General features: G+C 58.9%; 26 protein-coding genes. 11 read left to right on the plus strand and 15 right to left on the minus strand.

What is annotated here, in order from left to right:
• The first annotated feature begins 101 nt into the window (after window positions 1-101).
• Window positions 102-893: a sirohydrochlorin cobaltochelatase gene (locus tag JMF94_RS10190; protein WP_240824988.1), complete on the plus strand. Its 792-nt coding sequence runs from the start codon at window positions 102-104 to the stop codon at window positions 891-893.
• A gap of 3 nt (window positions 894-896) precedes the next feature.
• A complete protein-coding gene (locus JMF94_RS10195) occupies window positions 897-1736 on the plus strand; it encodes a hypothetical protein (RefSeq protein WP_240824989.1) in 840 nt (279 codons plus the stop codon).
• Between the two features lie 322 nt (window positions 1737-2058).
• Here the strand turns inward: JMF94_RS10195 and JMF94_RS10200 are convergent, their stop codons facing one another.
• The 7 genes from JMF94_RS10200 to mqnE all read right to left on the minus strand — a co-directional run bounded on the left by JMF94_RS10200 (window position 2059) and on the right by mqnE (window position 10074).
• Window positions 2059-2754 (minus strand): Crp/Fnr family transcriptional regulator, encoded by a 696-nt coding sequence (locus JMF94_RS10200; RefSeq protein ID WP_240824990.1) that lies wholly within the window; start codon window positions 2752-2754, stop codon window positions 2059-2061.
• 88 nt (window positions 2755-2842) lie between these two features.
• Window positions 2843-3172 carry a 4Fe-4S dicluster domain-containing protein gene (locus JMF94_RS10205; RefSeq protein ID WP_192113735.1) on the minus strand — a complete coding sequence of 110 codons (330 nt, stop codon included), beginning with the start codon at window positions 3170-3172 and terminating at the stop codon, window positions 2843-2845.
• Window positions 3173-3187: 15 nt separating this feature from the next.
• A complete protein-coding gene (locus tag JMF94_RS10210) occupies window positions 3188-4960 on the minus strand; it encodes an adenylyl-sulfate reductase subunit alpha (protein WP_240824991.1) in 1773 nt (590 codons plus the stop codon).
• A gap of 30 nt (window positions 4961-4990) precedes the next feature.
• Window positions 4991-6538: a DASS family sodium-coupled anion symporter gene (locus JMF94_RS10215; protein ID WP_240824992.1), complete on the minus strand. Its 1548-nt coding sequence runs from the start codon at window positions 6536-6538 to the stop codon at window positions 4991-4993.
• Between the two features lie 302 nt (window positions 6539-6840).
• Window positions 6841-7692 (minus strand): menaquinone biosynthesis protein, encoded by an 852-nt coding sequence (locus JMF94_RS10220; RefSeq protein ID WP_240824993.1) that lies wholly within the window; start codon window positions 7690-7692, stop codon window positions 6841-6843.
• Between the two features lie 115 nt (window positions 7693-7807).
• Window positions 7808-8878 (minus strand): cyclic dehypoxanthinyl futalosine synthase, encoded by a 1071-nt coding sequence (mqnC, locus tag JMF94_RS10225; protein ID WP_240825016.1) that lies wholly within the window; start codon window positions 8876-8878, stop codon window positions 7808-7810.
• A gap of 56 nt (window positions 8879-8934) precedes the next feature.
• The gene (mqnE, locus tag JMF94_RS10230) at window positions 8935-10074 is read right to left on the minus strand and encodes an aminofutalosine synthase MqnE (protein WP_240824994.1); all 1140 of its coding nucleotides are present in this window, start codon (window positions 10072-10074) and stop codon (window positions 8935-8937) included.
• An 84-nt stretch (window positions 10075-10158) separates the two neighbouring features.
• Between mqnE and JMF94_RS10235 the strand changes: the two genes are divergently transcribed.
• Entirely contained in the window at window positions 10159-11004 is an 846-nt protein-coding gene (locus tag JMF94_RS10235) for a 1,4-dihydroxy-6-naphthoate synthase (protein WP_240824995.1), read from the plus strand.
• A gap of 493 nt (window positions 11005-11497) precedes the next feature.
• Window positions 11498-12904 (plus strand): MATE family efflux transporter, encoded by a 1407-nt coding sequence (locus JMF94_RS10240; protein ID WP_240824996.1) that lies wholly within the window; start codon window positions 11498-11500, stop codon window positions 12902-12904.
• Window positions 12905-13063: 159 nt separating this feature from the next.
• Here the strand turns inward: JMF94_RS10240 and JMF94_RS10245 are convergent, their stop codons facing one another.
• The 5 genes from JMF94_RS10245 to JMF94_RS10265 form a co-directional block, all read right to left on the minus strand.
• Window positions 13064-14650 (minus strand): response regulator, encoded by a 1587-nt coding sequence (locus tag JMF94_RS10245; RefSeq protein WP_240824997.1) that lies wholly within the window; start codon window positions 14648-14650, stop codon window positions 13064-13066.
• 229 nt (window positions 14651-14879) lie between these two features.
• A complete protein-coding gene (locus tag JMF94_RS10250) occupies window positions 14880-15278 on the minus strand; it encodes a hypothetical protein (protein ID WP_240824998.1) in 399 nt (132 codons plus the stop codon).
• Window positions 15279-15615: 337 nt separating this feature from the next.
• Window positions 15616-16230 carry a bifunctional nuclease family protein gene (locus JMF94_RS10255; protein ID WP_240824999.1) on the minus strand — a complete coding sequence of 205 codons (615 nt, stop codon included), beginning with the start codon at window positions 16228-16230 and terminating at the stop codon, window positions 15616-15618.
• Entirely contained in the window at window positions 16224-17579 is a 1356-nt protein-coding gene (gene miaB / locus JMF94_RS10260) for a tRNA (N6-isopentenyl adenosine(37)-C2)-methylthiotransferase MiaB (protein ID WP_240825000.1), read from the minus strand. The genes JMF94_RS10255 and miaB overlap by 7 nt, the downstream gene beginning before the upstream one ends.
• A gap of 9 nt (window positions 17580-17588) precedes the next feature.
• A complete protein-coding gene (locus JMF94_RS10265; protein ID WP_240825001.1) occupies window positions 17589-17963 on the minus strand; it encodes a hypothetical protein in 375 nt (124 codons plus the stop codon).
• 426 nt (window positions 17964-18389) lie between these two features.
• Here JMF94_RS10265 and JMF94_RS10270 point away from each other — a divergent pair, with 426 nt between their 5' ends.
• Window positions 18390-18926: a hypothetical protein gene (locus tag JMF94_RS10270; protein ID WP_240825017.1), complete on the plus strand. Its 537-nt coding sequence runs from the start codon at window positions 18390-18392 to the stop codon at window positions 18924-18926.
• A 108-nt stretch (window positions 18927-19034) separates the two neighbouring features.
• On the opposite strand, the gene JMF94_RS10275 is transcribed toward JMF94_RS10270, so the two are convergent.
• Window positions 19035-19313 carry a DUF5334 domain-containing protein gene (locus tag JMF94_RS10275; RefSeq protein ID WP_022657260.1) on the minus strand — a complete coding sequence of 93 codons (279 nt, stop codon included), beginning with the start codon at window positions 19311-19313 and terminating at the stop codon, window positions 19035-19037.
• On the opposite strand from JMF94_RS10275, the gene moaA reads away from it, so the two are divergent.
• From moaA to JMF94_RS10305, 6 genes are all read left to right on the plus strand, one after another.
• Entirely contained in the window at window positions 19312-20391 is a 1080-nt protein-coding gene (gene moaA, locus JMF94_RS10280; protein WP_240825002.1) for a GTP 3',8-cyclase MoaA, read from the plus strand. The genes JMF94_RS10275 and moaA overlap by 2 nt on opposite strands.
• 95 nt (window positions 20392-20486) lie before the next feature.
• On the plus strand, window positions 20487-20912 hold the full coding sequence (locus JMF94_RS10285; RefSeq protein ID WP_240825003.1) for an SRPBCC family protein: 426 nt from the start codon (window positions 20487-20489) through the stop codon (window positions 20910-20912).
• Window positions 20879-21400, plus strand: a complete 522-nt coding sequence (locus JMF94_RS10290) for a MarR family transcriptional regulator (RefSeq protein ID WP_240825004.1) — start codon at window positions 20879-20881, stop codon at window positions 21398-21400. The genes JMF94_RS10285 and JMF94_RS10290 overlap by 34 nt, the downstream gene beginning before the upstream one ends.
• A 123-nt stretch (window positions 21401-21523) precedes the next feature.
• Window positions 21524-22135: a Holliday junction branch migration protein RuvA gene (gene ruvA, locus JMF94_RS10295; RefSeq protein WP_240825005.1), complete on the plus strand. Its 612-nt coding sequence runs from the start codon at window positions 21524-21526 to the stop codon at window positions 22133-22135.
• Window positions 22135-23127 (plus strand): Holliday junction branch migration DNA helicase RuvB, encoded by a 993-nt coding sequence (gene ruvB / locus JMF94_RS10300; RefSeq protein WP_240825006.1) that lies wholly within the window; start codon window positions 22135-22137, stop codon window positions 23125-23127. Before ruvA ends, ruvB begins: the two co-directional genes overlap by 1 nt.
• A gap of 84 nt (window positions 23128-23211) precedes the next feature.
• Complete coding sequence (locus tag JMF94_RS10305) at window positions 23212-23589, plus strand: ACT domain-containing protein (protein ID WP_240825007.1); 378 nt, start codon at window positions 23212-23214, stop codon at window positions 23587-23589.
• Window positions 23590-23736: 147 nt separating this feature from the next.
• Here JMF94_RS10305 and JMF94_RS10310 read toward each other — a convergent pair whose 3' ends face one another.
• Both JMF94_RS10310 and JMF94_RS10315 read right to left on the minus strand, forming a co-directional pair.
• Window positions 23737-25746 (minus strand): heavy metal translocating P-type ATPase, encoded by a 2010-nt coding sequence (locus JMF94_RS10310; protein WP_240825008.1) that lies wholly within the window; start codon window positions 25744-25746, stop codon window positions 23737-23739.
• 15 nt (window positions 25747-25761) lie between these two features.
• Window positions 25762-26232, minus strand: a complete 471-nt coding sequence (locus JMF94_RS10315; protein ID WP_240825009.1) for a metalloregulator ArsR/SmtB family transcription factor — start codon at window positions 26230-26232, stop codon at window positions 25762-25764.
• Between the last annotated feature and the right edge of the window lie 580 nt (window positions 26233-26812).

Genomic DNA, 26812 nt, shown 5'->3' on the forward strand with positions numbered 1-26812 from the left:
ACAGACAGGTCAACATCAATTTCATACGAAGCCGCTTGGGCATTGTCTGCCGCAAGCGCCGTTCTTGCTTCAAGGGCGCAAGTGACGTACAAAAAACCCCCATGAGACACGCTATTCTTCTGGTCGCCTTTGGCGCAAGCAGCCCGCAGGGGCAGAACGCCCTCAAAGGATTTGACGCCCTTGTGCGCCAGCGTTATCCCGGTATTCCGGTACGCTGGGCCTACACTTCGCTGCTCTTGCGCGAGCGCATGGCGCAGGCCCGCCAGAAGAGCGATTCCGTGTTCAAGGCGGTCTGCCGTCTTGGGCTTGAGCGGTTCGAGGCCGTGGCGGTGCAGCCCTTGCAGACCATCCCCGGTCAGGAGCATGGTGATGTGCGTGCCATGGTTGAAGAGGCCGCCGAACACGAGCATCTGCTCTGCCGGGTTGGGGCGCCCCTGCTGGCCACAGCGGACGATGTGCGCGCGACGGCGCGGGCGCTGGTGCGGCATCTGCCCGCAGAGCGCAACGTGGATGAAGACGTGGTCTTTATGGGGCACGGCGCGGAACACGAGGCGGTTGCCCGCTATGTGGATCTGGCCAGCGCCGTGCACGAGCTTGACAGCCGCGTGCATGTGGGGGCCATGAACGGCGCTGTGACGCTTGAAAGTATTTTGCCCAATCTCGCTTCACGCCGGGTATGGCTTATGCCGCTTTTGTCGGTGGTGGGCCGCCATGCTCTGGAGGACATGGCGGGCGAGAACGGGCACAGTTGGCGCAGTCGCATTGAGGCCCAAGGGCACCAATGCCTGCCCGTGCTCATGGGGACGGCTGAATACGCCGATGTGGCTGAAATATGGCTGCGGCATCTTGAGGATGCCGTGCAATCCCTTGCCGCTGGCTGGGAGAAGAGGTGACGTATGCGCGGATTTTTGGCGGCTATACTGGTTTCAGGTTTGTTGTTGGGCGGGTGCGGCGCTATGGGCACGGGTGATACCGGCCCCAAAGAAAAGGTGAACCTTGCGGCTGGCGTGCAGAACGCCAAGGCCAATGCTTTTAACCCCTACTTGCGTACTTCCTTGCCCAACCTGCGCACAAACGATGCGGAGAGTCAGGCCATGCTGCAAAAAATGGGCGGGCGCGTTACGTCCATCGAGGGCGAGGCCGCCTATCGGCCCCAGTGGAAAAACGAGATCTATCCCGTATTTTTTGGCGAGCCCAAGGCTCCTCACGAAGTTCTGGTGCTGCTTGATTTTGCCTCGCCGCAGAGCGAGAAGGTCTGGCATGCCGTGGCTGAGGCCAGCCGCTCGGTTTCGCCCCAGCAGTGCAAGGTGGCGGTTTTTGCCAACAGCAAGGAATACTACGGAACCGACCTCATGGGCATGGGCATCTGGATTTCTTACTCCCGCCCCGGTCAGGGCATGGCCTACATGACCTACGCGCTCTCGCGCTGGAACGAGATCAAGGCTGCCCAAAAGAAAAAAGGACACGTTGTGGCCTTTAACAATGAATATGACGCCACGGCGGAATCCTCTGACTTCCCCATCCACTACAGCTACATGAGCAAGCTGCGGCCCCCGGTGAACCCCGCCGAGGAACTGGCCGTGGGCAAATACTGCTATAATGCGGGCAATGTGAACCTGTATCAGGCCCAGCAGATTGCCCAGTATTTTGGCATCAAGGCCCTGCCTGCCGTGATTGTTGACGGCAATGTGCTGTCGTCCGTCTCTGCCAGCAGCATTCTCAAGGCCATGGAATAGCCGCCTGACGCAAAACATTCGGACGGCCTTTGGCCTTTTGAAACTGCACGTATAATGCCGCAAAGCCCGCTCGAAAGAGCGGGCTTTGTTTTTACCTTTCACGGACGGCAAAATCCGTTGCAGGGGCAGAAACCGGAATGGAGTGGAATGAAGGGGCCGCAGACAGTCACATGGCAGGCACTGGGTGCAGCCCTTGTTCTGATTTACCATTTATCGGCAGGGCAGACTATAAGCTGCAAGATTATTGGACCTGCGGCAAGTTTTCTTCTGCGCAGAAGTGTTGGCTAGCGCGCCCGTAGTGCCGGAGTGCGTGGTGGCGCGGCTACAGCAGGTTGTGGTCGAGGCGGTAGATCATTTCAATGGGATTGAGCAGCACAATGCGCCTGCCCGAGCCAACAATAAGCCCTGCATTACGAAACTGCTGTAAGGTGGCGCTGACTGTGGGCTGGGTGGAGCCGACCATGGAGGCCAACTGTTCCTGGGGAATGCTCAGCGGGATTTCGCAGGGCTTGTTCCAGCCCTCAGTTGTGCGCAGGGTTTCGTAGGCCAGAGAAATGAGCAGGCTTGCCAGCCGGTTGGCAACGTCGCTGTTCTGGCGGCGCACCAGGTCGCCCATCTGGCGCAGTCTGCGCCCAAGCAGGGTAATGACGCTGCGCGCCAGCGGATAATGCTCTTGAAGCATGCTTTCAAAATCCTGCCGGTTGATGGCGTACAGCACGGATGCGCTGGCCGTCTGCGCGCTTGCCTTGCGCGGGGAATTGTTCAGCACTTCTGAAATGCCGAATATTTCGCCCTTCATGCGCAGCGAGAAGGTCATTTCCTTGCCTGCGCGGTCCATACAGAAGATGCGTATCAGGCCGGATTCTATATAAAAGCAGGAGTCTCCCGCGTCACCTTCAAGAAAGACCATCTCATTCTTGGACAGTTCAAGGCGCTGGGCGTTTTTTAAAAAGGCGCTCTTGGCCTCGTCAATGCCCTTGAAAAAGTCTTCCTTTTCCAGATGCCAGAATGTGTCCATGAATGCCCTTCCCTGTGTGATGCGCCAGCGTCCCGCCGTGCAAAGACGGCGGGACGCTGGCGACTATTTTCAATACTACTCTGCGCTATCAGGCCTTGTCCAGCCTGTTCACATAGCGGTAGGTCTGTTCCTGCCCGTTGATGTCGCGGCACTTCCAGATAATGAAGTTGGAGCCCATGATGGGGCGCAACGTGGCCTTGAAGTAGCCCAACTGGTAGGGCATCTTGATTTCAAGCGCGCCTGCAGGGCAGGCCTTGATGCAGGACATGCAGTCCCAGCAGTCGCGGGCGGCCCGCAAGTAGGCCTTGCCCGTGGCGGGGTTCAGAGCCATGAGATCGCCGGGGCAGATTTCTTCGCAATGGGTTTCTTCGCGCCCGTTACAGCCGTTGCATTTGTGCGTGTCGATTTTTGGCGGCATTGTCTTTCTCCTGACTTAGGGCTTGTACCTGTCGCCGGGCAGCAACTGCTCGTAGGGACGGGTAAAGGTTGTCATTTCTCCTGTGGCGGGATCGCGGCGCGACTCCACAAAGCAGTCAAAGTTTTCATCGTCGCGCTGGGGGTAGTCCGAGCGGGTCTGCCAGCCAGCCCAGCGGGTTTCCTTGCGGGCCTTGAGGTGGTGCACCACGGCTTCGGCCACGTCCACGCGATCCATGGTTTCGTTGGCCTGCATGAGGTCGTGCAGATCCTTGGCGCGCAGATGCTTGAACTGGCTTTGCAGAATCTTGATGTGCCGCAGGGCGTAATCAAGCTGCTGCTCGTTGACGCGATAAAACTGGCTGGAACCGCCAGCGTATTCATCCATAAGCCTTTGCAGACGTTCCTTCATTTCCAGCGGGCTTACGCCTTCTTCTTCGCGCGTGAGCAGGGGAGCGTACACGCGTTCCTTTTCCTGCGCGATCTGGGCGGCATCAAGCTCCGGCGCATCGGCAACGGCCATATATGCAAGAGCGCCGCGCGCGGCCAGTTTGCCCTCGGCGCAGCAGCCGCCCACAAACTTGTTGGGGTTGCCGCCTGCGGTTTCGCCCGCTGCAAACAGGCCGGGCAGGGTTGTCATGCGTTCCATGTCCACCCAATAGCCGCCGCCTGTGTGCCCGCCCATGATGTAGGGATCGGAACCGAAGATTTCGATGGGTTCCTTGGACGGATCCTGCCCACGGCTGGCGAGGAAGAGCACGAAGGAAGGACGCTCGTTGAGGTAGTCTTCCATCATGGCCTTGGTTTTTTCCGGGGTCATGTTGGTGGTGTCGCAGAAGCAGGGGCCGCGACCAGCCAGCCATTCCTCCATGGGAGCGTTGGCGCGGATGTAGCGCGGGGCCGCATCGCCGCCAAGGCTTGCGTAGCGGCTCATGACGCGCTCGCCCAAGGAGTTGATGATGGGCGCGCCGTAACCCACGGAGATGGTATCCACCGGGCCGCAAAAATCTTTGGTGCGCGTGGCGACCCAGCGCTGCTCAAGACTGCTGAGTTCCGCGCCCTGGCGCAGGCCCATGGCGTAGCCGGAACCAACGCAGTAGGGGCACATCCAGATTTGCGAACCGCTGTCGGTGGAATCGGCGGTGTAGGACTTGTAAAGCGTGCCCGCGCCGCCGGTGCTCACCACAGTGGCCCGTGCGCGGAACACGTAGAACTTGCCGTCGCGCACGCCAAAGCCCGTGGCCCCTGTGCAGCGGCCATTGTGCACCAGCAGGCCCGTTGCCGCCACGCGGTTGTAGACATCCGCGCCGGTTTCAAGGGCTTTTTCTGCCATGATGGGCTTGAGCTGCTCGCCGTGGATGGAAATATCCCACTTGCCACGGTAGCGGATGTTGCCCTGCTCATCGCGGAGAATGGGCAAGCCCCAGCGCTCCAGGTCTTCAACGCATTCGTTGAGTTCCTGAGCGTTGGAGAGGGCCAGGTCTTCGCGCAGGGGGCCGCCGCCAACCTGCGAGCGGCTCCAGCGCACGAGGTCTTCGGGCGTCTTGTTGGGCGGAATATAGGTGTTGATGGCGTCCATGCCGGCAGAACACGCGCCGGAACGCATGATGTCGGCCTTTTCCACAATAACGATCTTGGCTGCGGGGTTGAGACGCGCGGTTTCCGTTGCCACAAAGCAACCGGCATTGCCGCCGCCGATGATCAACAGGTCGGCGGTTACCTCGACGGTTTCAATATCGTTCAGGCTGGTTGGCCGAAAATCGACCGCATGTGTTGTTTTTATGCGTGCCATAATGTCCTCTCGGGCAAAGGGTTGGGGCGATTAAAAAGGCCAGGCTGCGGCGGGGTTCCACACGGGCATGCCGAGCAGCGCGTACCAGGGGGCCATGACGCAGACGCCGTAGGCGATAGCGATAAGCACGGCCACAGAACCCACCTTGGCGTAGTCAGCTGTGGAGAAGGTTTCTGTGCTGTGCGCAATGACTGCGGCGGTAATCTGCGTGGGCAGCAGGTAGGCGAAGGTGTCGGTATCGCAAACCAGCAGGGTAAAGGCCACAGGGTGCAGCCCAAGCTTGGGCGCCATGGCAAATACCACCGGGGCAAGCATGGCCACGGCAGCCACGTTGGAGAGCATGCCAAGGCGGATAATGTGCGTGCCCACCATCATGGTCAGCACGGTCTGCCACCAGTTCATACCCACAACCATGCTGTGGATGTGGTCGGCAAGCCACTGTGCCACGCCAGCCTGGGTCATGGCGGTGGTCATGGTCATTGCGCCGCCCAGCAGCAAGAATGTGCCCCAGATGGTCTTTTGCTGCACGGCCTTCCATGAGCAGGGCATCATGCCGGGGGCAAACAGCACCATCATACCAACAAGACCGATAACGCCCAAAGGCTGGCGGTGCAGTTCATAAATAAAGCTGCCCTTGCCCGTCACAAACATGAATCCGACCAGCAGAAAAATGCCCAGCAGGGTTTTTTCCGCCATGCTCATGGGGCCAAGTTCCTTGTAGCTTTTTTCAATGGTGGCGGAGCCGCCCGCAATGGAAACGCAGTTGGTCTTGAAGTAGTAGCGCGTCCACCAGTTGGTCAGCACAAACATCCCCAGATACGGGAACTGCAGGAGCATCCAGTTGAGAAAGTTGATGTTGGTGAAGCCGTTTTTTTCAAAAATACCCACCAGAATCATGTTGGGCAGGTGGGCGGTCATGATGAACATGCCGCAGATCATGGAGCCGTAAACCAGAGACTGGATGACAAGGGCCTTTTTTGCGGCGCGTTCTTCGGGCGTATCACCCAGCAGATTGCAGATGCCCTGCACCACGGGCAGCAGGGTGGCGGCGCGGGCGTTTGCCGCAGGCACCAGAAAGCCCAGAACAATATTTACAAAAAACATGCCCCAGATAACCCGGCATACGGACGAAGCCTTGAAGCGGGCCAGAATGCCCAGAGCGATGCGGCGGTCAAGGCCAATGAGCTGCATGACCGCTGCCACCATAAAGGCAAACAGGCACAGCCAGATAACGTGGTCGGTGAATCCGGCAAAGATGGTAGCCATGGGCGGCTTGCCGTTGTTCCAGGGCAGAGCCTGGGTGATCAGCAGCATGGTGGGAATGGAAATACCAGTCACGCCTGCGGGCATGGCCTCGCTGACCCACATGATGCTGGCCCATACCACAATGCCGAGAACGGCCATGCCGTTGTGCGTCAGCCCGTCAAAAGCGGGAATCACAGTCCACAGCAGAAAAAACGCAACCCATGCCAGGGCAAAACCCGTGAAAGCGCGCAGGGGATTTTTGCCCCTATTACGAATATTTTCACAAAGATAGCCCAAAAAAGACCGCCCTGCGGCGGAAGAAACCTGAGTCATATACCTACCCCACGATAAAAGAGTGTCAGTACGCGCGTGGGCACTGACACTAGGTTAGTTTGCTCTTCCATTCCATGTGCTGGATGATAATTCGGAGAAAAATATTTTGGCCTGGCTGTAGGCTTTGCGGCAATTTTTAAGGCTGAGCATACCTCTGTGAATGATGGCAACTTACTGAATTACTATGTAAATACGGCAAAAAAATGGAGCAGCCCGCACCACGTGCTCCGGCTGCTCCATGCCGATTTTTTTTGCCCTGCGGCCAAAATTTTTTTCAGATGAAAAATGCCCGCAGCGAATAATTACAGTTTGAAAAACTCCAGAGCCGGAGCCTTGGCGATCATGCCCGCATCTGCCAGCATTTGATAAAAAAGGCTCAAGCCGCGCTGTTCTTCTTCGCCCAGTGTGTAAACAAGACCCTTGCTGTAGTAGAAGGCCAGCTCCTCGCGCGAGAGGGGGCAGCCATGGGCCGTGAGGTCGAGGATGACGTCCATGTGCTCAAGGCCCCAGTCGCGGCCCTGCCGCAGCAGCGCGCCGGGGTCGCTGGTAAAGAGTTTTGCCTCGGCGGCGGCGCGGCTGACCACCCACAGGCCAAAAATAAAGGGCAGGCCCGTCCAGTCGCGCCACGCCTCAGCCAGATCAAGACGGTGCGGATACTCGGGATGGTTGCGCAGGCGCAGGGCTTCATCGCCAATGGCCAGAAAGGCCACGGGCGGGTTTTTGCCGCGCAGGGCCGGGGTCACCTGCCCGGTGGTGAATGTGACGTTGAGCTTGAACCTGTCGCGCATGATGAGGCGCAGCAGGGCCACCGAGGTATGTGTTTCGCCGCTGATGAGGATTTCCTGCCCCTCAAGCTGATCAAAGGGCACGCGTGAGAGCAGCAGTACGCTCATGACCGGGCCGTGGGAGCCTATGGAGAGGTCTTCCACAAGCTGGTAGCGCTCCGGGCGGCTGGCGTATTCAAAACACGAGCAGGACGAAACGTGCAGTTCGCCGCGCGCCATCATGGTGTTGAGCAGGGCTGGCGGGCCGGAAACAAGCTCGTAATCGTGGGGTAGAATACCGGCTTCAAGCGGGTGATAGATGGGCAGTACATTGAGATAGCCAATGCGGCCCATGCGCAGTACAGGGGGAGTTTTCTTTTGCTCGGTCATGGGGCGGAGTACCTTTTGCCAGGGGCAAAGCCGATGGGCGAAATTTGAATGTGCGGCCAAAACGCGTTTCCGGGGGCGAACCCCCGGAAACGTGGAATCAATTGTGCAAGGAGCTTTACGCTTCAGGCTGGGGAACCACGGGCGTGTAATCCATGGTGCGCTGCACAGGGGTAAAGCCCGCCGTGCGGATGACCTTGTGGATGTCGCTGCGGTTCATGTGGAAGGAAACCCCGGCTGCGGCCACCACGTTTTCTTCAATCATCAGCGAGCCGAAGTCGTTGGCGCCGTAGAACAGGGCCAGTTGGGCCACCTGCGGTCCCATGGTCACCCAAGAGGCCTGGATGTTGGCGATATTGTCCAGCACCAGACGCGAGACTGCCAGTAGGCGCAGGTAAGCGGGCGCGGGCAGCGGGTCGACGTCGATGCGCGTGTGCGCTGGCTGGAATGTCCAGGGAATAAAGGCCGTGAAGCCATGGGTGCGGTCCTGCACCTCGCGCACGGCAAAGAGGTGATCCAGCCTGTGAGCGGGTTCTTCCTCATGGCCGAACATCATGGTTGCGGTGGTGCGCAGGCCCAGCTTGTGGGCTTCTTCCATAACGCCGAGCCACTGCTCGGCAGTGCATTTGTTGGGCGAAACCTGGGCGCGTACGCCCGTGTGCAGAATCTCCGCCCCACCGCCGGGTAGAGATTGCAGGCCAGCTTCTTTCAGACGGCGCAGCACTTCCGTTACGGAAAGGCCGAATTTCTCGGCCCAGAAGAAAATCTCCGGCGGTGAAAAGGCGTGGATGTGCAGTTGCGGCCATGTGGCCCGCATCCAGCGCAGCAGGTCTTCGTACCACTCCAGCGGCAGGTCGGGGTGGTGTCCGCCCTGGAGCAGCACCTGGGTACCGCCGAGGGCAAGGGTTTCCTCGATTTTCTGCGCCATTTCCTCTCGGCTGATAATGTAGCCGCCGTCCTGATCTGGCGCGCGGAAAAAGGCGCAGAAGCGGCAGGCGCACACGCACACGTTGGAATAGTTGATGTTGCGGTCGCCCACGTAGGTGACAATGGGTTCCGGGTGCAGGCGCAGACGCCTGGCGTGGGCCAGTTGAGCAAGCGTGTGCAGGCTGGCCTTGTAGTACAGGGCTTCGGCGGCAGCGCGGTCAAGGCGCTGACCACTGGCGGCAAGGGCTGCGGCCTGGCGCACGTCTTCAAATTCTGCGCCCGCTTCGTCAAAGGGGCTGTGCGCGGGGAAAAACGTACTCACTGGCGCGCCTCCGTGGATTCGTCGTTCAGTGTATTGAAGGTGGCGTTGCGCCGCACCGGGGTAAAGCCCGACTCGCGGATAAGGTGCTCAAGTTCCTCAATGGTCATACCCTGAGCGGACTGCGCGCCCGCCATGTGACCGATGCGCTCTTCAATGATGGTGCCGTCCAGATCGTCCGCGCCGTACCACAGGGCCACGGGGGCCAGCTTGGGGGCCATCATGATCCAGTAGGCCTTAAGGTGGGGGATATTGTCGAGCATGAGGCGCGAAACAGCCACCGTGCGCAGCTGATCCAGCCCGCGCTGGGGGCCCACCTTGTCTTCCGGCAGCTTGAGTCGGCTATGATCCGTAAGGAAGGGCAGGGGGATAAAACAGGTAAAGCCGCCGCTTTTGTCCTGCTGCTCGCGCAGTCGGCAGAGGTGGTCGATACGATGTTCGTATGATTCGATATGCCCGAACAGCATTGTGCAGTTGGTGGCAATGCCGAGGCTGTGAGCCTCGCCCTGGATGCGCAGCCATGCCTTGGCATCAGCCTTGTGCGGGCAGATCTGCGGGCGCAGTTCTTCATCAAAAATTTCCGCGCCGCCGCCGGGCATCATCACAAGGCCCGCGTTCTGCAAGCGCTTGAGCACCTCAAGGGTGCTGATGCCTTCAAGGCGCGCAAAATGTTCAATCTCTACGGCCGTAAAGGCCTTGACCGGCAGGTTGGGGTTGAAGGCCCGCACCGCGCGGATCATGTCTTCAAACCAGGCAAGGGGGCGCGTGGGGTGGCAGCCGCCCACAATGTGCAGCTCGTCCAGATGCAGGGGGGTCGCGTCTGCGGCGCGCAGGCGGGCCAGCACGTCATCAAGGCTCATGGCAAACGCGCCCGGCTCGTCCTCCCTGTCGCGGCGGAAGGCGCAAAAGGTGCAGCCGTTGACGCACACATTGGTATAGTTGATCTGCCGATTGACCACATAAAAGGCCTTGTGGCCGTGCAAGCGGCAGCGCACGTGCAGCGCAAGAGCGCCTACGGCTGTAATATCGGGGCAGTTGAACAGTGTCAGCCCGTCTTCGGGCGAAAGCCGCTCCCCGGAGAGCACCTTTTCGCGGATAGACGAAAGGCCCAGTGCGGCGTAGTATGTTGCGTCTAGCATATCTGAATCCTGTGCATGGATTGGGGGCAAAATGCCGCTCGCAGATTAAGCCCCGCCGCCGCACACTGTCAACGTGAGGAAAAAATGTCTGCCTTGCCGCCGCCAAATCTGTCATTCGGTCTTTCGCCCTGCCCCAACGATACCTATATTTTTCATGCCATGCTGCACGGGCTGGTGCCTGTTCCCGCGCCTCTCACCCCGCATATGGCCGATGTGGAAGAACTGAACAACCTTGCCCGGCAAAAGGCGCTGGACGTCACCAAAATGTCGCTTGGCGCAACCACCGAGATCATGCAGGATTATGCCCTGATGTCTTCTGGCGCGGCGCTTGGCTGGGGCTGCGGCCCCCTTGTGGTGGCGCGCAAAAACCTCAAGCCCGAAGATTGGCGCAATGCCACGGTGGCGGTGCCCGGCCTGCTGACCACAGGCAACCTGCTGCTGACCCTGCACGGCGGTTTTCAGGGGCCGCGCAAGGAAATGTTGTTCAGCGACGTTATGTCTGCCGTGAGCAATGGCGAGGCTGATCTTGGTCTGATCATCCACGAGGGACGCTTTACCTACGCACGTCAAGGGCTTGTAAAACTGCTTGATCTGGGGCAGTGGTGGGAGGCGGAGTTTTCTCTGCCGCTGCCGCTGGGGGCCATTGCCGTGCGGCGCGACCTGCCCATACCCCTTGCCCGGCGCGTGCAGAATACCATTACTGCCAGCCTGGCTTACGCCAACGCGCACCCCGATGATTCGCGTGAATTTATCCGTTCGCATGCGCAGGAAATGGAAGAAAGCGTCACCAGCGCCCACATCAAGACCTTTGTGACGGATTTCAGCCTTGATCTCGGCCCGGCAGGGCGTGCGGCCATTGAAACACTGGTGGGCCGGGCTGCGGATATCATGGGCAAGGCCCTGCCTTCTGAAGGGCTGTTTTTGCGCTAGGGGCTGTTTCTAAATAATTCTTTTGGCCAACTGGCTGCGTCAAAAGGCCATTTTTTACTCCAGTCATGTACCGTAAGCGCTGCTGTCTTCGCGGCAGCCGTTGCCGAAGGGCCTACGGATGGCGACAGCGATTGCAACGATGAAACCGTGTCGTTACGCGTGCTGTCTTCAAGCGTAGTTTCCTGCGTCACAACGCTTGAAGCATCCGTAGCTTCCTTTGTCGCAGCGGCTAAAGCGAGTACACTCCTTTCGTAAAAAAAACCTTTTTCCTTGCCCTTGGCACAAAATCATTTATTTAGAGACAACCCCTGAAGCAGGTTACGAATGAAATGAGTTAACTGCTATAGCCAGGCAGGGCAAACCCGGCCCGTAACTCTTTTGCCTCCCCAGGTTTCGCGCGTTGCGGCGCGGACGGAACACGTTTTACCCCGGACTCTTCCGGCTTGTTCTGGCGCTGGCTTTATGCCCGCCACGGATCACCTGCGAGAACCCTATGTTTGAAAAAATATTCTCCCTTTCAGAGGCCCGCCGTTTTTATGCGGTGGGGCTGCCCATCTTCATTGCCCAGCTTTCGCAAACGGGCATGACCTTTGCCGATACTGCCATGAGCGGGCTTTACAGCGCTCAGGCTCTGGCCGCTGTGGCCGTTGCGGGTTCCATATGGGCCCCTGTGGCCCTGCTTGGCATTGGCTGCCTGCTGGCGCTCTCTCCCTTGAGCGCGCAACTGGTGGGTTCCGGGCGGCCTGACCGTGCGGCGCATCTGCTGCGGCAGGGGCTGTGGCTTACTCTTGGCCTGAGCGTTGTGCTGGTGAGCTTTTATTACGCAGTCTCGTTCCATCTGGACCTTTTTGGCCTTGAACCCGCGCTTGCAGACATGGCAGGGGCGTACCTGCGCGCCATCATGTGGGGTTTGCCGGGTTTCCTGCTTTTTGTGAACCTGCGCAGCTTTCTTGAGGGTTTTTCCCGCACTCGTCCCGCCATGGTCATAGGCCTGCTCGGGCTGGCGCTTAATGTTCCCTGCAACTACGTATTCATTTACGGCAAGTTCGGCTTACCGGAGCTTGGCGGGGTGGGCTGCGGCGTGGCCTCTGCCATCAGCTTCTGGTTTATGGGCCTGTGCATGCTGTATTATCTGCGCCGCGACCCGCAGTATAAATGCCTGGGGCCGTTGTTTGCGCCCTTGGTCCGTGGCGGCAGCGCAGAAGAGCCGCGCTTTGACGGGGCGCTGGTTTTGCGTGTGTTCCGCATTGGCTTTCCCGGCGCGCTGGCCCTGTTTTTCGAAGTTTCGCTCTTTGCCCTCAGCGCCATTTTGCTGGCCCCACTGGGGACGGTCATGGTGGCTGGTCATCAGATTGCCCTTAATTTTGGGGCGCTGGTGTTCATGGTCCCGCTTTCCATCAGCATGACGGCCACAATCCGCGTTGGCCGTTACCTTGGGGCGCAGCAGGCCGAGCGCGCCAAAATCGTGGCCCGCACGGCCCTGACCCTGAGCGTTGTTTTTGCGCTGCTCATTGCTACGCTTACAGTGTTGTTCCGCCATAGTATTGTGGCCATTTATACCGAGGATGCGGCGGTGGCCGCCCTGGCCATGCAACTCCTGCTTTATCAGGCCGCCTACCAGATCGTGGACGGCTTGCAGGTGACGGGCATCGGCATTCTGCGCGGGCACAATGATACGCGGATTATTTCTGCCATCTGCTTTGGGGCCTACTGGATTATCGGGCTGCCTCTGGGGTTTGCCCTGGCACGTACAAACCTTCTGGTGCCCTCAATGGGAGCGGCGGGCTTTTGGATTGCCTACATTGTGGCCCTGGGATTCGGGGCGGCATGTTACCTCTGGCGGGTGCGGCATCTGCATTCGCTTACCACGGAAGACATGCTCCAGCGCGTGAAGCGTTAGGACGATGTCATAAAGTTATATATACCCTGTCCCTGTCAGAACGTTTTTTCTGCGGGCGGACTGGTGCGAGCGTAAAAAGAGGCGCAGACGGGCTTTGCCCGCCTGCGCCTCTTTCAATCACTGATTGCGTTGGCAGAGAAAATGAAAAGGACGTTTGCGCTATTTGCGGAAGGCCTGCTTCCAGGTAAATCTTACTATGGACATCATGTCCGTGAGGCTGCTTTTGCCGCCAAGCAGGCTTCCGGAGCTTTTGCCGCGCGCGAGGGGATCAAGCAGCGGCGGGATGGGGGTATTGCCAGAAATGGCAGGCTGCGCATCCTGCGCGGTGCGGGTGTTCTGCGTTGATTGGGCTGCGCCCTCATGCTCGCCCCACAAGGGGATAACTGGCGAGGAGGCACCCTGCCCGGCGCGCAGATTGCCTGCTCTGGCGGCGGAACCCTGCTGGGAGGGCATGTCCGGTTCGTCCTCGTCGGCAAGGGCAATGCCAACTTGCCCGCGTTGCCGCGCGCCAGCCAGAGGGACTGTGCCTGCGGGCTGAGCCTGATTTGTTTGCGTTTGATTTGCCTGCACATGGCCCATTTGCGCCTGACCCACCTGCATCAGAGGGTCATTTGCCCATTCTGCGGCTGCGCCTTCTGCGTCCCCGCGCTCCCTGGCGGCCTGACGGCCTGCCCGCCACTGGCGCTCGACCGCGTCCTCAATCTTTTTTGCCTCGGCCTCGCGGGTCAGGGTTTCAAGGGTGGTGCGGATTTCTGCGCTCAAGGCTTCGGCGTCAGCGCCCAGAGCCTGTTCAAGGCAGGTTTCCATGTTTTTCAGCATGTCGTCCGGGGTATCTGTTGCAAGGCATATCTGAGCCATGCGCTCACTGATCTGCTCTCTGGGGGTAATTTCATACCCCTGAGCCAAAATTCCTGCTGCAAAATCAAAGTTGCCCTGGCGTATCTGCTGCAAGGCCTCGGACAAAAACGGGCTTCGCGCTGCGGGGTCTTCCTGAAGCATGCGGGCATAAACAGCGCGGGCGCGGTTCCACTGTCGCGCGCGCACGAAAGTGGCTGCCGCCAACGAAAGATAGTGGCGGTAGCGGGCCATGTCGCCCTTGCCCTTCCACGCTGCGGCCATGCCCAGCTCCGCCTTGCCCTGAATAAGCGCGCCGCGCATGGCCCGCTGGAAGGCATTGATGGCGCTGTTCCATTTGCGCTGTTCAAGGCACTGCATGCCCACGCGAAAATAGTCTTCGGGCTGGCGAATGGGCTTGAGCAGGATGCCGTAGGTGGCCACGGCTTCGTCAAAGGCCCTGGTGTCGGCAAGGTGGGCGGCTTTTTCCAGGTCATCAAGCGAAGAACGCGAGTTGGCCAGAAAATCAAGATGGGCCTTGAGCTGGCTAAAGGAGTAGGGCCTTGATATGAGGGCGCTTGCGCCGCAGCCGAGAGTGCGGAGCTGCTCCACCTCGCTGTCGTGAGGCAGAATCAGCAGTACGGGCATGTCGAGCAGCAGGGGGTGCAGACGCAGGATGGCGCAGAACTGTTCGCCGTCCATATCAGAAAGGCGCTGCGAGCAGATGACCACATCGGGCTTGAAAGAAGGGGGAAATTCGTCAAGGCCAGCCAGCATGCGGGCTGCCGCCACGCCGGAGGTCAGACCTTCAATGCGGTCAACCCCGACTTCGCGCAGTGCGCGTCTGTCCAGAGCGGCCATTGATTCGCTTTCGCTGAGAAGAAGAACATGGATCTGCCGTGGGCGGGTCATGCTTGTCCTTGTCGGAATAACCAGTTGAAAAGCTGCCGGCAGGAAGGGCAGGCAGTGGCTTCCGTAAATGCACTATACCCGCTGGAGCGGGCTTGCGCAAGAAAACTGGGGCTTGAAATTTGATGAATGCCTGTCGCGAATGAGCGTAAGCGCTTGTGCCTCCATAAAAAACACCTTGTCGCTGGTTGTGGCGGCAAGGTGTTTATGTGTCGTATCTGTCAGAACCAGCCTAATTGGCAAAGGGTATTATGCGCGCACGCTGCTGCACATCCTCGCTGGCGCAATATTCCGGCGGGCAGGAATGAACGGCGTGGCAGTATGGGCAGTGCAGCGTACCATCTGCCCGTTCAAGGCGGATGAGACCGCCCTCGTTTTCGTAGCAGCGCGGGCAGAACGGCCCAAGATTTATATCCTTGGCCTTGAGCCAGTAGAGGCCGTTGCGGCGGAACAGGTTGCTGGCAAGCTCAACAACTTCTTCAAGGGTTTTCAGGCGGGTTTGCAACAGGTTGAGCTCATCGTGCAGGGCTATGCTGCGCGATTGCACTTCCATGAGCAGGCGGCGGGCCTGTTCGACATGCCCGGAGGCAAAAAGGTCGTTGATTTCTTTGAATAGTCGATAGTGCAGCATGGTTCGCTTCCCCATTGCTGCTAATAATCGGAGCAAGACGGTATATCTTTAGGGATCTGAAATCGGCTATTGGCGCGGGCTGAAAATTTTTATCCATGATTTTGGGCGGTTGGTGCAGCATTTTTTATTTAGAATATTTTTAGAGTTCAGGAAAACCCCTGAATCCTCCAGGGGCAGGCTTGGCCGCGCCCGTCCCGTCATGGCCGCAAGGACTGCCGTATTGCCTCTGAAAAGCGCTGTCTGCGCGAAAAATGGGGAAAAACAGAAGATGCCCAAACCCACGCGCACATCCAAGCAATGCGGGTGTGGTAAAGATAAAGAGAATTGTTGCGGCTGGTTACATCTTGCGGCGTGAAATCGGATCAAGCGAACGCAGCATCTCGCGGTATCGGGTTTCTTCATCCGCAGAGAGGGAGGGGGGCAGCTCGCCGTGGCGCAGCAGGGCGCCGCCCAGCATATCCGCCTCTTTTTGGGCACCGACGCGGCGCACCATGTCGGTGGCGGCATCAGGAATCGGCGTGGTAACTTCCACGGCAGTGCTTTGTTCTGCCCTTTGCTGCTCCTCGGCAGAAAGGCGCAGTACTTCCTCTTCCACCAGAATGGGCGCCCCTGCGCGCATGGCCAGGGCAATGGCGTCCGAGGGGCGGCAGTCCACCCGCGTTCTGCCTTCCGGGCCGGAAAGCACAAGCACTGCGTAGAAGGTGCCTTCGCGCAGGTCGTTGATCTCCACGCGCCGCAGCTCGGCCTTGAAGGCTTTGAGCGTCATGAGAAAAAGGTCGTGCGTGAGCGGGCGGGGCAGGTTTTCGTTGTTGAGTACCAGAGAAATGGCCATGGCCTCCATGGCTCCCACCCAGACGGGCAGCACGGCATCGCCGCTGGCTTCGCGCAACACTACGATGGGTGTTTTGCTCTGCGGGTCGATGGTGAGGCCAAAAACGCGCATTTCTACCATGGTTCCCCCAATCGTTGGGCCATGAGGCTGTGTTTCTTGGCCTCAGTGATGCTCACCCGCACCATGTGGCCCGTGTGATCCACTTGCGACGACAGCTCCACATGCACGGGCGCGCCGTAGGGGTCGCGTCCTTGCCAGCTTGGCTCCGGCCCCTGGCCTTCCTTGGGGCTGCGGTTTTCGATCAGCAGGGTGGTTTCGCCGCCCACCCGCTGCTGCAACCAGCGCGCGCCAAGTTCATCCTGAAGGGCCTGGAGGCGCAAAAGCCTGTCCTGGGCCACATCGGCGGGGATTTTGTCGGGGAAAAGTGAGGCCCGTGTTCCCGGCCTGTCCGAGTAACAAAATGAGAAGCTGGACATGAAGTTGCTGGCGCGCATCATCTGCAACGTATCCTGAAAATCCTGCTCGCTTTCACCAGGAAAGCCCACAATAAGATCGGTGGAGAGGGCCAGATCGGGCCGGGCTGCGCGCAGGCGTTCCACCAGATCAAGAAAGGCCCCGCTGTCGTAGCGGCGCTTCATGCGGGCCAGCACCGCGTCCGATCCTGCCTGCATGGGCAGGTGCAGGCGGGGGCAGAGTTGGGGCAGCTCCGCAAAGGCGGCGATATCTTCCGGCCCCATATCCTTGGGATGCGGGGTAACATAGCGCAGACGCTCAAGGCCCGGCAGGGCGGCAACTTTGCGCACCAGGGCCGCAAAGCTTGTGCCGTCGCCGCTTTTGTCCTGCCCGAATGCGTTGACGTTCTGCCCAAGCAGGGTGATTTCCCGCGCGCCGTTGTCGATCAGTGCCTTGCATTCATCAAGAATGGCCGTGCTGCTGCGCGATTTCTGGCGGCCCCGGGTAAAGGGCACAATGCAGTAGGCGCAGAAATTGTCGCAGCCCTGCATGATATTGGCGTAGGCCACGGAACCGCTGACCACACCGGGTTCGGTTGTGCCCTCGCGCTCCACGTACTGGCTTGTAAAATCAAGCAGGGAGAGGCGCTGGGCGGGATTTTCCAGCAGGCGCTCAATGGCCTGCGGGGCATTGCCTATGCCGTCGCTGCCCGCCACAAGGCGTACCTGGCTTTCTTTTTCAAAGATGCTTTCGCCAAGCTGCTGGGCCACGCATCCGGCCACGCACACCAGCACGGCGGGGTTGCCGCCCGAAACCTGACGGATGCGGCCAAGCGTACTCATAACCTTTTGCTCCGGCTTTTCACGCACAGAACAGGTATTGACCACCACCACCTGCGCGTCTTCAAGCGGCGCTTCAAAAAAACCGCGAGCGCCGAGCGCACGCCCCAGCCAGTGGGAGTCGTGCACATTCATCTGACAGCCAAAAGTGATGATATGGTAGGTCTTTTCAATCATGATCTTGTATTACTGCTCAATGTCCAGGTCTGCATCGTACATACCATGTGCGCCTTCTTCTTCAAGGGCGGCCACGCGGTCTTCAAGCCAGTCAAGCACGGCGCGGGCCGTGTGGTAGTTGAGCAGCACGCGGCTGTGGATGCAGCGGTTCACTTCGCGCGCGTCCATCTCGCCGGGGGTCATTTCGTGGCCGATGGAGCCGTCGGGGGCGACCAGCTGCTCAGAGAAAGCGGGCAGGGCATCGCTTTCGTGATAAAAATTCATCTCGATCTCGCCCTGCGGATTTATGCCGCCCCAAACGCCGTGGGCTGTTTGCAGTCTTGCGTTTTCATCCATCTGATATTTATAGCGGATCTTTGCGGGGTGGTCACTGGGCTTGTTCATGCGGCATCCTTGTGGTGTGTGGTATCAGAAGCCTGGCCGCAGGCTGAGGCTCCGTTTGCAACGACATCAGCTGTGCGGCAATTGCATATGATAAAAAAGAGGCCCTGCCAAGTAAAGGCAACATGCTCTCCGCGCTGGGGACGGCATTGTTTTGTATGGATCATGCCCGGTCGGCCCGCTGCAAAAAATTTGGAGCGAAAGAATCAAATGACCGCAAAAGGCAGCGCCAGCCCCGCTCTGCGGCCCATGCAACAGCCTTGCTGCGGCAAACATGCTCTTGACGATATGCCTTGCATGGATAGAATATCTGCTGCGGCTCATAAGCACGGTCAGGCGCGGCAGCGCGCGGGCTAATCAGGCATGAGCATCCAAGGAGAACAAGTGAGCGAGGCAAGCAGCAAACCGTATGAAATCCGGCGGCATGAAATGCAGCCCTATTTTGATCTGGAAGCCTTCATGTCCATGAGCAAGGAAACGCGCCTTGGCGGTGCGATTCTTGAGCGTCTTGTGGGCCTGTGGGGCGAATGGCTGCCGCAACTGAACGTCTGTGAGATTGCGGCTGGCAAAATTTCGTATCTGGCTGTCTGGCTGCCGGAAGAAGTGGAAAATTTTGTGGATGAAGCCTGGGGCAAATCTGCCTCTGACGGCTTTATGATCAACAATCTTGCCCAGTTTATGTGCATGGCTGCCGTGCAGGAGGCTCTGCCCCAGGTGGAAGATGCCGGTTGCGCGCCGTCGCCGCGCCCCACAGAAACGCTGCGTGAGGCGCTGGCCTCCTTGGGCATTGAATACCGCGAGGCATTCGGCACCCTTACGCGCCGTTATGCCGTGGTGACGCACTATCCCTTCAAGGGCGGCTGCGAAATTTGCCATCTCCAGGCCCAGTGTCCCAAGGGGCAGGGTCAGGCTGAAAGCCCGAGCATTCTTTTGCCGGGGCATGAGGCCGATTCGGGCGATAACTAAGTGCTGGCACTGGCGGCTGTTTCTGAAAACGCCGTTTTGCTCCCGGCTGCGCGCCGCAAAGCGCGATCAACAGTCCTCGGGGCACAAAATGCTTTTCGGCAACAGCCGCTAACGGCCTTCCATCACAAGGGTGCGGGCTACTCCGGCAGGAGTGCGCACCACAAGTTCCACAGTGCGGGCATTGCGGGCAACCGATTCAACGAGGCAGGTTTCCGTGGCGTCCTTATCGTAGTTGCGCACGTCCACCGTGTCGCCCTTGGAGGGAACACGGTCGGGGATCACCTCGACAAGGTCGGCGGAATCGGCGTCAAAGCCGTCCCAGGCCAGCGCGGGTATGGTCATGCAAAGGCAGCCCAGCAGGGCGGCTCCGAATAGCAGGTGTTTCATGCAAGCATGTGTAAATCCATTTGCCCCTCTTGGCAACTGTGCCGCCCCTGGTGAAGAACTCGCGTCATTGGCGCACCCTGCCCCTCTGTGCGATGGGCACGGCCGCGTGGTGCGGTATCTGCGCCTTTCTGTCACTGACCGCTGCAATCTGCGCTGCGCCTATTGCCGTAGCGAGATAAATCAGAAGTTCATTCCGCACCCCAAGGTCCTGCGCTATGAAGAAATGGCCCGCCTTGTGGGCATGATGGCCGCGCTGGGCGTTTCCAAGGTGCGGCTTACCGGGGGCGAACCCTTTGCCCGCAAGGGCTGCGACGAACTGCTGCATCTGCTGCATACGCGTTACCCCTCCCTTGATCTGCGCTTGACCACCAACGGCACCCTGCTTGAGCCGCACATTCCGCTGCTGCGCTCGGTGGGGGTGAGCGCCGTCAATCTTTCCCTCGACAGTTTTGACCGCGAAACCTTTGCCAGAGTGACCGGGCGCGACCTGCTGCCCGCTGTTCTCGCCTCGCTGGACGGGCTGCTGCAAGCGGGCATTCGCGTAAAAATCAACGCTGTCGCCATGCGCGGCGTCAATGACGGGCAGATGGACGATTTTGTTCATGCCGTGCGCACTATGCCCGTTGATCTGCGCTTTATCGAATTTATGCCCATGGGCAGCGGCACCCTCTGGGGGCCGGAGACGTTCTGGTCTGCCGCAGACATCCGGGCCGAAGCCGAGCGCCGTGTGCGCCTTGATCCCGTGCAGGACAGCAGCGCGGAGGCTGGCCCCGCCAAGATGTTTGCCGTGCAGGGGGGCAAGGGCCGCATGGGATTTATCACCGCTGTATCCTGCCATTTCTGCGGCACGTGCAACAGGCTGCGGCTTACGAGCGACGGCAACCTGCGCACATGCCTGTTTGACGACAGGGAATATCATTTGCGGGGGCTTCTGCGTCATCCGCGTTTTGATGACGAACATCTGGCCCGCGTGGTGCGCCTTGCCTGTGCGGACAAACCCATCGGTGCGGATCTGCTCAAGGCCCGCAAAAAAGGCTCCGCCGTGGCAGACAAGCAGATGGTGGGCATTGGCGGTTAACAGAGAGCTCCCCATTGGAAGATTATGATTGACTCTCGATATTAAGTATACTTATTATAAATGTACTTATTAAACACAGCGCAAAGGAGTACGCCATGCTCAAGATGTCACTTGAATTGCCGGTAAACGCCACGCCGGATAATATTTGGAGAGTCTACAGCGAATTTTCACTTCGAAGACAATGGGAAACAGATTTGGAATCGTATGAGCTTGACGGGCCATTTGCCGAGGGTGTGGGCGGTACCATGCAGCTAGAAGGCATGCCGCCGATCCGATTTGTTTTTACAGAGGTGCAGACCAACAAGCGTTTTCGGGATGCCGTTGACCTTGGGGGTATAGGACGGCTAGAGTTCGGGCATGAAATTTCAGAGCGCGATGGGCGGCGCTTTGTGGAACATTCCATCTCGCTTCTGCCAAAATATTGTGAAATAACAAACGAAAATTATGCATTTTTCCAAAAAGTCACTGGGGATATGACGGATGTGTTATGGCGTTTGAAAATTCTGGCAGAAAGCCTGTAGTTTTTCCTTCACAGTTTCAGGGGGAGGCTGGAGCCTCCCCTGGGTTGCTTTTTATACGGGCATATAACCGCTGGCACGGTATTATCCGAAGAGCGCTCGCCAAGTGCGGCCTCACGCACCCTCAGTTCGTTTTTCTGGCCTGTACCGGCTATCTGGCGCAAAATGAGGAGTACGTGACCCAGAGCATGGTGGCAAACCTTGCCGACATGGATTTGATGACGATTTCACAGCTTGCGGTATTGTTGGAAAAAAAAGGGTTGATTCTGCGCACGACACACCCGCAGGACAGCCGCGCCAAGTCTGTGAGCCTTTCAGATGAGGGACAACTCCGGTTGAGCAACAGCCTGCCAACGGTCGAGGTTATAGATAGAGAATTTTTTGGGGTCCTTGGGAGTGGGCAGAAAGATTTTGCGCGGATGCTCCGTGTTCTTTCAGCCGTAACCGATGGGAACATCCCTGGTATTGAACCTGACGTTATTTCCAAATAAGGCAATTTCGGGTCAAAGTTCCACTGAGGGCGGCAGCGTCGCACACGGCAAGCGCCATTTGAAACCCTTCGCCTTTCAGTCTATGCTCTGGCTGTAGCAACCTTTACTTCTCGCAAGGAATCCATGATCGCCTATCTTGAAGGCCGCCTGGCCGAAATATGGGGCAATGCCTGCCTGATCGTCACCGAAGGGGGCGTGGGATACGAAGTGGCCCTGCCCGCCCACACGCTTGCCAGCCTGCCCGGCAGAGGGGAACCCCTGGCGCTGTACACCAGCCTTGCAGTGCGTGAAGACGCGTTGGAACTTTTTGGTTTTGCCACCTTTGAAGAACGCCAGACCTTTGAAGTGCTGGTTTCCATCTCCAAGGTGGGCGCGCGCACGGCCCTTGGCATCCTTTCCATTTTTCGGCCCGACGACCTGCGCCGGGTTGTGTTTGAGGATGACGTGCTGGCCCTTACCCGCGTTTCGGGCATTGGCAAAAAAACCGCCGAGCATGTGTTTCTTGAGCTGAAATACAAGCTCAAGGTCGAGGACGCCCCGCAGGCGGCGGCGCTGACCACCGGGTCGCGGCCCGGTTCTGTATTCCGCGATGTGCTGGACGGTCTGGGCAACCTTGGCTACGAGCCGGACGAATGCGCGCCCCTAGTCAAAAAACTGCTGCATGAAGAGCCTGATCTGGATGTGACCGGCGCTCTGCGCGCCACCCTCAAGGCCCTTGCCAAGGGGAAGGTCTGATGACCGATCTTGCGAATCCGTGCGTTGCGGAGTGCACCACAGGCATTGACGAAAGCGTACGCCCGCACAGCCTTGACGACTTTATCGGGCAGGATGAACTGCGCGCCAATCTGCGCGTGTATCTGGGCGCTGCGCGCGAGCGCGGCAAGGCGCTGGACCATACGCTTTTTTACGGCAATCCAGGGCTTGGTAAAACCACGCTGGCGCAGATCATGGCCTCCGAGCTGGGGGTCAATCTTGTCTGCACCTCAGGGCCGGTACTTGAGCGCAGCGGCGACCTTGCCGCCATCCTCACCAATCTGAACAGGCACGACATCCTTTTTGTGGATGAAATCCACCGCATGCCCATTGCCGTGGAAGAAGTGCTGTATCCCGCCATGGAAGATTTCAAGCTCGATCTGGTCATCGGGCAGGGGCCTGCGGCGCGCACGGTCAAGATAGACCTTGAACCCTTCACCCTTGTGGGGGCGACCACGCGCATGGGCTTGATTTCTTCGCCCCTGCGTGACCGATTCGGCATTGTGGCGCGGCTGGAATATTACAGTCCGGGCGACCTTGCCCGCGTGGTGCAGCGCACGGCGCGCATCCTGGGTGTGGAGGTCTCCACTGACGGCGCTGCGGAAATTGGCCGCCGTTCGCGCGGCACGCCCCGCATTGCAAACCGTCTGTTGCGCCGGGTACGCGACTTTGCCCTGGTGCACGGTGACGGGCTGGTGACTGGCGAGCAGGCTTCGGCGGCGCTCAAGCGCATGGACGTGGACGAGCTGGGACTGGATCAGATGGACCGCAAGCTGCTGGAAGTGCTCATCAAACACTATGACGGCGGCCCGGTGGGCATCAAAACCCTGGCCGTTGCCTGTTCGGAAGAAGTGCGAACCATTGAAGATATTTACGAACCCTACCTTATTCAGTGCGGCTTTTTAAAGCGCACCCCGCGTGGGCGCATGGCGACAGCTTTGGCCTACAGGCACTTGAAAATGCTGCTTTCCTAGACCAGATTAACGTTGAAATGCTCTAGGTGTATGATCTGCCCGGCCAGTTTTTTACACCGAACTGAAAGAAAAGGCGGAGAAAGCATGCAGTTGCAAGTTATTGAAGGAAAATTCAGCGTCTGCAAGGTGGAAAACCTGCGCGCCGTCAATTTTCATGTGCCGTGGCTGTTTGTGGGCAAAACTGATGCGGAAATTTCGGTGGTCTGCCTAACTGTGGATGTTCCTCACGCCACACTGGCGCGGGAGGATGGCTGGCGCGCACTGCGCGTGGCGGGGCAGATGGATTTTGGCCTTACCGGTGTGATGGCGGGCTTGTCCACCGTGCTGGCCCAGGCGGGAATAAGCATTTTTGCCGTGTCCACCTTTGATACGGACTATATATTGATGAAGGCGGAAAAGCTTGCTCCGGCTATTGAAGCGCTGGAGGCGAGCGGCTACACCGTGGAGCGCGCTGCCCTGTAAAAGGTCGGTCGGCGCAAGCAGGATGCCGGATTTCGTTTTTGAGAAGATTTGCCCGCCAGTGGGGCAGAGGCGCAGCCCTGAACAGGACAGGGCCGAATATAAAAATCGGGGGAAGGGGCTTTGTGGCCTCTTCCCCCGATTTGCTTGCTACACGTCTATCTTGCCAGCGCGGGCCGCGTTGAGCACAGCCATGAGGGCCACGCCTACATCGGCAAACACGGCTTCCCAAAGGCCGGAAAGGCCCACGATGCCCAGCGCCATGAACAAGCCCTTAATGCCCAAGGCCATAACAATATTCTGCCACACAATGGTACGCGTGCGGCGCGCTATGCGCAGCAGTTCCGGCAGACGGGCCGGGTTGTCATCCAGAATGACCACGTCTGCAGTTTCAATGGCGGCTTCCGCGCCGAGGCCGCCCATGGCCACGCCCACCCCTGCCGTTGCCAGCACCGGGGCATCGTTGATGCCGTCACCCACAAAGATTGTGTTCTTTACCGGGCCAAGGGCTTCGAGCGCTCCGGCCTTGTCTTCGGGCAGCAGGTCTGCGCGCAGGGTGTCCAGCTTCAGGCGCTGGGCCACGGGGAGGGCCTGTTCTTCTCTGTCGCCCGTGAGCATGGCAATGTTCTGAATGCCCAGGCGGCGCAGTTCCTGAATAGCCTCCGGCGACTGCGGCTTGATACGGTCTGCCACCACCAGCGCGCCCAGCAGCTTGCCGCCCTTGGCGACCTGCACCACGCTGCCGGTCATGGTCACTTCCATGGGCGCAATGCCACGGCTTGTGAGCAGGGCAGCGTTGCCCGCAAGAAGTTTATGACCGTCAGCAGCGGCAGCCACACCCATGCCGGGGATTTCTTCCATGCCTGAGAGTGATGCATCATCAACCACAATGCCTTGCTTCTGTGCAGCGCGCATGACAGAGCGGGCAATTGGGTGGTTGGAGCGGCTCTCCGCCAGCGCGGCAGCGGTCAGAAGATCATTGGGAGCAACACCTTCGGCGGGCAGCACGGCGTTTACTTCAAACACGCCTTCGGTGAGGGTGCCGGTCTTGTCCAGCGCAGCCACGCGGATATCGCGCAGGTTGTCGAGCACAGCGCCGCCCTTGATAAGGATGCCCCGGCGAGAAGCCGCGCCAATGCCGCCAAAGTAGCCCAGCGGAATGGAAATAAGCAGGGCGCAGGGGCAGGAAATGACCAGCAGCACCAGAGCGCGGTAAATCCATTGAGAGAATGGGCCAAGCCCGAACAGGGGAGGCAGCACCGCCACCAGAAATGCAATACCCGTCACTGCTGGGGTGTACCAGCGGGCCATGCGGGTGATGAAGCGTTCCGTAGGGGCCTTGCGGGCCACGGCGTTTTCCACCATTTCCAGAATGCGGGCAATGGAGGAGTCGGCAAAGGCCGTTGTCACTTCAACGCGCAGGGCCGCATTCAGATTGATGGTGCCCGCGAGCACCTTGCTGTCGGGGGCAACGCGCTGGGGCACGGATTCGCCCGTAAGCGGGGAGGTGTCCACCTGCGAATCGCCTTCCAGCACTGTGCCGTCCAGCGGGATCTTTTCGCCGGGGCGCACAAGAATGTGACTGCCGGGGCCAAGGGCTTCGGGTTCCACATCTTGAGTGGCGCCGTTGTCCAGCATTTCGTGGGCAATGCTTGGCCGGGCGGCCAGCAGAGCCTTGACCGACCGACGAGAACGCCCGGCGGCGCGTTCCTGCACAAATTCACCCACGCAGTAAAACAGCATGACGCCCACGGCTTCCGGCAACTGCCCAAGGGCTATGGCCGCGATGGTTGCGCCGCCCATCAGTGTAAATTCGTTGAAAAAATCCTTCTTCAGGATGCTTTGCGCCCCGATGCGCAGCACATCGAAGCCGCACAATACATATGGAAGGGCGTAGAAGATGCCAATGACCAACCAGTTGGGCATGAACTCGGCAAGGCGTTCATCCGCGATCATACCAATGGCGAAAAGCACGGCCGATATGGCCATGATGGCGATTTCGCGCTTTTCGTGGTCGTGCCCGTGTTCATGACCGTGGTCATGATCATGGCAGCAGGCGCAGCCGTGATCGTGGTCGTCTGCCTCTGGCTGAGGGGCGGCCGGGGCGCATGCAGCGCAGCATGCCTTCATGGGTAAAGGGCTAAGCTTGGTGGATTCCATTCAGATCTCCTGACGTTATGCGGGGGTGCCTGCGGTTTGCGCGGCATCGTCTTCAGTGTCGTCGGCCTGATCGGCAGGCACAGGAATATGCTTCTGCTTGAAAAATTCATGGATGCTGGTGTTGTGCGAAATGCCCGGCAAGGCGGCTTCGTCCTGTGCGATTTGGGGGCAGTCTGCAAGCTCGCGGATTGTGAGCGCAAGCGCATCACGCACACAGTCTGTAGGATCTTGCGGCAGGCGATAGTAAACCCAGCGGCCATTCTTGATGCTCTCGATCAAGCGCGCCTGACGTAGGATAAACAGATGTTTGGAGGTGGTGGACGCTGCTAGCCCAAGGAGCGTTGTTATCTCGCAAACGCACAGAGGGCGCAGGCGCAAGGCCATGAGTATGCGCAGGCGGTTTTCGTCGCCAAGGGCGCGGATAGCGGATATGTAGCTGAGCATGTGTACTCCGGGGGACGTGATGGAGGTGGATGTCTTTTTCATTTCGTTGTGTGACGAAATATAAGAAGTGGGGTGGTTGAAGTCAAGCATATTTCGCCAAGTGACGAAATGTTAGTTGATACATCTATATATATGACAGCGAATGTATGGTTCGCTTGAACAAATTGGGGTGTGCCGTTGATGCGACCGGGCAGAGTGTGTCTTCGTTATGAAAGGGCGGCACGCTGAGTGGTGATGGGGGGGATCGTTGGGTGAAAATGCCAGAGTGTAGATGTGGCGAGTGGTTGGAGGGCTGTAAATCGGCGCTGACCGGGCGTTTGGTTGAATATTCGTGTGAAAATGGTTTTTGTGTTGACACGTCAGGGGTGTTTGCTTAAAGTGCATTTCTCGCGTCACGGGATCGACACAATGGATCGCGGCGAAATTCGCCAAGACACAAAAAGTTGTTGACTTGTGAAACGAGGGGGAGCATAAACGCTCCTCGCGATTGAAGAAAACGACTTGGCTTCAAGGTGAAACGAAAGTTTCACGAAATGAAAAAAAGTTGTTGACTTCGAAAGCGAAGGGGAGCATAACCGCTCCTCGCGATTGAAGAAAACGACTGGCTTCACGGTGAAACGAA

This window comes from Desulfovibrio sp. UIB00, assembly GCF_022508225.1.
In the GTDB taxonomy this organism is placed as follows: Bacteria; Desulfobacterota; Desulfovibrionia; order Desulfovibrionales; family Desulfovibrionaceae; genus Desulfovibrio.

Coding starts and splice junctions, on each gene's coding strand:
- JMF94_RS10255 (WP_240824999.1), bottom strand. CDS start 16,230: ATGGTAGAAATGCGCGTTTTTGGCCTCACCATCGACCCGCAGAGCAAA.
- JMF94_RS10265 (WP_240825001.1), bottom strand. CDS start 17,963: ATGAACAAGCCCAGTGACCACCCCGCAAAGATCCGCTATAAATATCAG.
- moaA (WP_240825002.1), top strand. CDS start 19,312: ATGCAAGCATGTGTAAATCCATTTGCCCCTCTTGGCAACTGTGCCGCC.
- ruvA (WP_240825005.1), top strand. CDS start 21,524: ATGATCGCCTATCTTGAAGGCCGCCTGGCCGAAATATGGGGCAATGCC.
- JMF94_RS10235 (WP_240824995.1), top strand. CDS start 10,159: ATGTCTGCCTTGCCGCCGCCAAATCTGTCATTCGGTCTTTCGCCCTGC.
- JMF94_RS10190 (WP_240824988.1), top strand. CDS start 102: ATGAGACACGCTATTCTTCTGGTCGCCTTTGGCGCAAGCAGCCCGCAG.
- JMF94_RS10270 (WP_240825017.1), top strand. CDS start 18,390: ATGCAGCCCTATTTTGATCTGGAAGCCTTCATGTCCATGAGCAAGGAA.
- miaB (WP_240825000.1), bottom strand. CDS start 17,579: ATGATTGAAAAGACCTACCATATCATCACTTTTGGCTGTCAGATGAAT.
- JMF94_RS10245 (WP_240824997.1), bottom strand. CDS start 14,650: ATGACCCGCCCACGGCAGATCCATGTTCTTCTTCTCAGCGAAAGCGAA.
- JMF94_RS10195 (WP_240824989.1), top strand. CDS start 897: ATGCGCGGATTTTTGGCGGCTATACTGGTTTCAGGTTTGTTGTTGGGC.
- JMF94_RS10205 (WP_192113735.1), bottom strand. CDS start 3,172: ATGCCGCCAAAAATCGACACGCACAAATGCAACGGCTGTAACGGGCGC.
- JMF94_RS10305 (WP_240825007.1), top strand. CDS start 23,212: ATGCAGTTGCAAGTTATTGAAGGAAAATTCAGCGTCTGCAAGGTGGAA.
- mqnE (WP_240824994.1), bottom strand. CDS start 10,074: ATGCTAGACGCAACATACTACGCCGCACTGGGCCTTTCGTCTATCCGC.
- JMF94_RS10275 (WP_022657260.1), bottom strand. CDS start 19,313: ATGAAACACCTGCTATTCGGAGCCGCCCTGCTGGGCTGCCTTTGCATG.
- JMF94_RS10250 (WP_240824998.1), bottom strand. CDS start 15,278: ATGCTGCACTATCGACTATTCAAAGAAATCAACGACCTTTTTGCCTCC.
- JMF94_RS10310 (WP_240825008.1), bottom strand. CDS start 25,746: ATGGAATCCACCAAGCTTAGCCCTTTACCCATGAAGGCATGCTGCGCT.
- JMF94_RS10220 (WP_240824993.1), bottom strand. CDS start 7,692: ATGACCGAGCAAAAGAAAACTCCCCCTGTACTGCGCATGGGCCGCATT.
- JMF94_RS10215 (WP_240824992.1), bottom strand. CDS start 6,538: ATGACTCAGGTTTCTTCCGCCGCAGGGCGGTCTTTTTTGGGCTATCTT.
- JMF94_RS10240 (WP_240824996.1), top strand. CDS start 11,498: ATGTTTGAAAAAATATTCTCCCTTTCAGAGGCCCGCCGTTTTTATGCG.
- JMF94_RS10210 (WP_240824991.1), bottom strand. CDS start 4,960: ATGGCACGCATAAAAACAACACATGCGGTCGATTTTCGGCCAACCAGC.
- JMF94_RS10200 (WP_240824990.1), bottom strand. CDS start 2,754: ATGGACACATTCTGGCATCTGGAAAAGGAAGACTTTTTCAAGGGCATT.
- JMF94_RS10285 (WP_240825003.1), top strand. CDS start 20,487: ATGCTCAAGATGTCACTTGAATTGCCGGTAAACGCCACGCCGGATAAT.
- JMF94_RS10290 (WP_240825004.1), top strand. CDS start 20,879: ATGGCGTTTGAAAATTCTGGCAGAAAGCCTGTAGTTTTTCCTTCACAG.
- ruvB (WP_240825006.1), top strand. CDS start 22,135: ATGACCGATCTTGCGAATCCGTGCGTTGCGGAGTGCACCACAGGCATT.
- JMF94_RS10315 (WP_240825009.1), bottom strand. CDS start 26,232: ATGAAAAAGACATCCACCTCCATCACGTCCCCCGGAGTACACATGCTC.